General features: G+C 58.6%; 2 protein-coding genes and 1 tRNA gene. 1 reads left to right on the top strand and 2 read right to left on the bottom strand.

Annotation, left to right across the window (positions count from 1 at the left end):
• Positions 1–36 precede the first annotated feature (36 nt).
• On the top strand, positions 37–1,419 hold the full coding sequence (locus tag ACFOFO_RS21285; protein ID WP_390332783.1) for an IS1380 family transposase: 1,383 nt from the start codon (positions 37–39) through the stop codon (positions 1,417–1,419).
• Between the two features lie 513 nt (positions 1,420–1,932).
• Here the strand turns inward: ACFOFO_RS21285 and ACFOFO_RS21290 are convergent.
• Both ACFOFO_RS21290 and acs read right to left on the bottom strand, forming a co-directional pair.
• Positions 1,933–2,023: transfer RNA gene (locus tag ACFOFO_RS21290), tRNA-Ser, on the bottom strand.
• Positions 2,024–2,344: 321 nt separating this feature from the next.
• Positions 2,345–3,905 (bottom strand): acetate--CoA ligase (gene acs, locus ACFOFO_RS21295; protein ID WP_390332781.1); only part of this gene is annotated, 1,561 nt, incomplete at its 5' end.

A 3,905-nucleotide genomic window follows, 5' to 3' on the forward strand; every position in this document is an offset into this window, starting at 1 on the left:
AACGCATTCATCAACACAAACAACGCGTTGCCCAGCATGAATTCTACGACAGAACAACTCCGATTTGCATCCATTCCAAACCATACGATCCGCGCCGATTTTGCCGGCGGCGGCTTGTCGTCCGATCTTGGCCCCTTGTTGCTCAGCGGCGTTGATCGCCAGATTGGCTTGACGCAGCGGCTGGCGGCAGCGCTGGTCGATACAAGACATGCCAGCTACATTACCCACTTCTACCGTGACATCCTGGCGCAGCGCATCTATCAAATCGGTTGCGGCTACGAAGACGGCAACGATTCCAATGCCTTGCGCAATGACCCGATGTTTCGGCTCGGCGCAGGTCGATTGCCGTTTGATGCTGGCAGTACGCTGGCGTCGGCCTCGACCATTTCCCGCTTTGAACATGCAGTCAGCAGCAAGGACATCTATCGCGTCAGCCAAGCCCTGGTTGAACAATTCATCGCCAGCTTCGCCTGCCCGCCGAAGACCTTGGTGCTCGATCTGGATCACTCGGAAGATGCCGCGCACGGGCAGCAGCCGCTGGCGTTTTATAACCATTTCTACCAAAGCACTTGCTACTTGCCGCTGATGATTTTTGACGGCTTGTCCGGTGCGCTGGTGGCAGCAGTGCTGCGCCCTGGCAAACGGCCAACGGGCGCCGAGAATGCCATGATCATGAAGCGCGTGCTCATGCTCATCCGCAAGCGCTTTCCGCAGACGCACATTCTGGTGCGGGGCGACGGACATTTCAGTGGCCCGGAAATGATGCAGATGATAGACGCCATGCCGAACATCGACTTCATTTTTGGACTGTCGGGCAATGTGAAACTGCAAGCCCTGGCAGAGCCGACCAAGCAGCGCGCATGCGCTTTATGGGCCGACGTACAGACTCAGGATGTGGTGCCGGAAGCGGTTCGCCTGTTTCACGAATTTACCTATGCAGCAGGTTCGTGGTCCAAACCGTGGCATGTGCTCTTGAAAGCGGAGGTGATGGCCCAGGGTGAGAATCCCCGATTTGTGGTCACTTCCCTAGTCGGGCTTGATGCCGGCATGTTATATGAAGATCTGTACTGCGGACGTGGCCAGACAGAAAATTTCATCAAGCACCTCAAGGGCGATCTGGCGTCCGATCGTACTTCCTGCACGACCTTCCTGGCTAACTGCATGCGCCTGCTGCAGCACGCCGCTGCCTATGTCTTGCACCAGCAATTGCGCACACAGGGCCTGCAGCATACGGCACTGTCGCAAGCACAGCCATCGACGGTCATTACGAAACTATTCAAAATCGCAGTGCAGGTCCGGCAGTGCAAAAACCGTGTCGTCTTGCATCTGCCGAGTGCATGCCCGGTCAAGCATCTTCTCCATACGCTCGCTGAGCGCTTGTTCATACCAAGACCCGCAAAACTCGTCAACTCGTCCTGATACGGATACGTCCAGTCAGCCGAAAATAGACCGCCCACCCTTCCCAATCACCTTCAAACACGATCAGCATTTATCCCACTTTGCATGGGTAGGGCAACCTTTGCCCATTGCATCGTCATGTCGCCAACCGGATCAAAATGTTGATTGAACTCCCGGCGCCAACCAAGTTCATGAAATATTCAGGCTAGTAGGCTTGGGAGCTAACCGGATAAGCACGGTTTATAGGTCTCGCTTTAACAGTCTTGCTGCCGCCCGCGCGCCACCGAGTTTCGCGGACAACCATGGTTTCTCGGATAGATTAAATGTCAATCGGCGCCAATACATAGCATAGGCTCTAAATTTTGAACCGGACGCCCAAACCGCGAACCAGAGAAAGTAGATCGAATTTGTATGGATGACGCCTATCGATCTGAGCAGCCAAAAAGAAAAAGCGCTTAATAATCAAACTAACCATTTGATTATTAAGCGCTTTTTTCTTGCTATCTCAGATAACTATCTGAGCAGCTGACTCATTGGCGGAGAGACGGGGATTCGAACCCCGGATAGGCTATGAACCTATACACGCTTTCCAGGCGTGCGACTTCAACCACTCATCCATCTCTCCTGCATACTGCTGTTCGCTTTCACGAAGCCGCGAATTATAGCAAAATAATTGGGTGCGCGGCAATTTATGCGGGGCGTAGCAGGGCAATCACATGAAGATCGTTGCTGGGCAAGGCATTTGGCACCTCCCCCTCGCAGCGCCGTCGGATCGGCGCAAGCCATCATCCACGTCGGCAATGATGGGTTGCACCCATCCTACTTGCTGCGACTGCCAAATTTGTCTGCGAATCATGCAATAAAAGTCATGCAACAAAAACGGCGCCCTTCTTCCGGCGCCGTTTTTGTTTTCTTCAACCGGGTGCAGAACCTCGGCCACCTCGCGTTACAAAGCCTGCTTGAGCTGCTCCAGGATTGCCGGATTCTCCAGCGTCGAGACATCCTGCGTGATTTCCTCGTTCCTGGCCAGCACGCGCAGCAGGCGCCGCATGATCTTGCCGGAGCGGGTCTTGGGCAGGTTGTCGCCGAAGCGCAGTTCTTTCGGTTTGGCGATCGGGCCGATTTCCTTGGCGACCCAGTCGCGCAGTTCCTTGGCGATCTGCTTGGCTTCATCGCCGATCGGGCGCGTCCGCTTCAGGACCACGAAGGCGCAGATCGATTCGCCGGTGGTGTCGTCCGGCTTGCCGACCACGGCCGCTTCGGCCACCAGCGGATGGGCCACCAGCGCCGATTCGATTTCCATGGTGCCCATGCGGTGACCGGAGACGTTGAGCACGTCGTCGATGCGGCCGGTGATGGTGAAGTAGCCGGTGTCCTTGTTGCGGATCGCGCCGTCGCCGGCCAGATAGGTGGTGCCGCCGAGTTCGTCCGGGAAGTAGCTCTTCTTGTAGCGCTCCGGGTCGCCCCAGATGGTGCGGATCATCGCCGGCCATGGCCGCTTGACGACCAGGATGCCGCCGTGGCCGTTCGGCAGGTCCTGGCCGGTTTCATCGACCACCGCGGCCATGATGCCGGGCAGCGGCAGCGTGCAGGAGCCGGGCACCATCGGCGTCGCGCCCGGCAGCGGGCTGATCATGTGGCCGCCGGTCTCGGTTTGCCAGAAGGTGTCGACGATCGGGCAGTGTTCGCGGCCGATGTGTTTGTAGTACCAGATCCAGGCTTCCGGGTTGATCGGCTCGCCCACCGTGCCCAACAGGCGCAGGCTGGACAGGTCGTATTTGTCGGGATGGATGTTGGCGTCGGCATCGGCGGCCTTGATCAGCGAGCGGATCGCGGTCGGGGCGGTGTAGAAGATGCTGACCTTGTGCTTCTGGATCATGTCCCAGAAGCGGCCGGCGTTCGGGTAGGTCGGGATCCCTTCGAACACGACTTCGGTGGCACCGACCGCGAGTGGGCCGTAGGCGATGTAGGTGTGGCCGGTGACCCAGCCGATGTCGGCGGTGCACCAGAACACGTCGCTCGGCTTGATGTCGAAGGTCCACTTCATGGTGAGCATGGCCCACAGCAGGAAGCCGCCGGAGGAATGCTGGACGCCCTTCGGGGTGCCGGTCGAGCCGGAGGTGTAGAGGATGAATAGCGGATGCTCGGCGCTGACCCATTCCGGCTCGCACAGGTCCGGCTGCTTTGCGACCAGCTCGTGCAGCCAGCTGTCGCGCCCGCTCGCCATAGTGATCTTGCCGCCGGTGCGCTGATACACCACGACGTTCTCGACGCTGTCGCAGCCGCCCATTGCCAGTGCGTCATCGACGATTGCTTTCAGTGGCAGCGCCTTGCCGCCGCGCAACTGTTCGTCAGCCGTGATCACGGCCACCGCGCCGGCGTCGATGATGCGCTCCTGCAGCGACTTGGCCGAGAAACCGCCGAACACGACCGAGTGCGTGGCGCCGATCCGGGCGCAGGCCTGCATCGCGGCCACGCCTTCGACCGACATCGAGACGTAGATGATG

Origin of the sequence: Pseudundibacterium arcticum, from assembly GCF_042646465.1 — a bacterium.
Taxonomy (GTDB): domain Bacteria; phylum Pseudomonadota; class Gammaproteobacteria; order Burkholderiales; family Burkholderiaceae_D; genus Undibacterium_A; species Undibacterium_A arcticum.

Bases quoted from the DNA above. Each gene is read 5' to 3' on its own strand.
- ACFOFO_RS21285 (WP_390332783.1), top strand. From the start codon at position 37: ATGAATTCTACGACAGAACAACTCCGATTTGCATCCATTCCAAACCAT.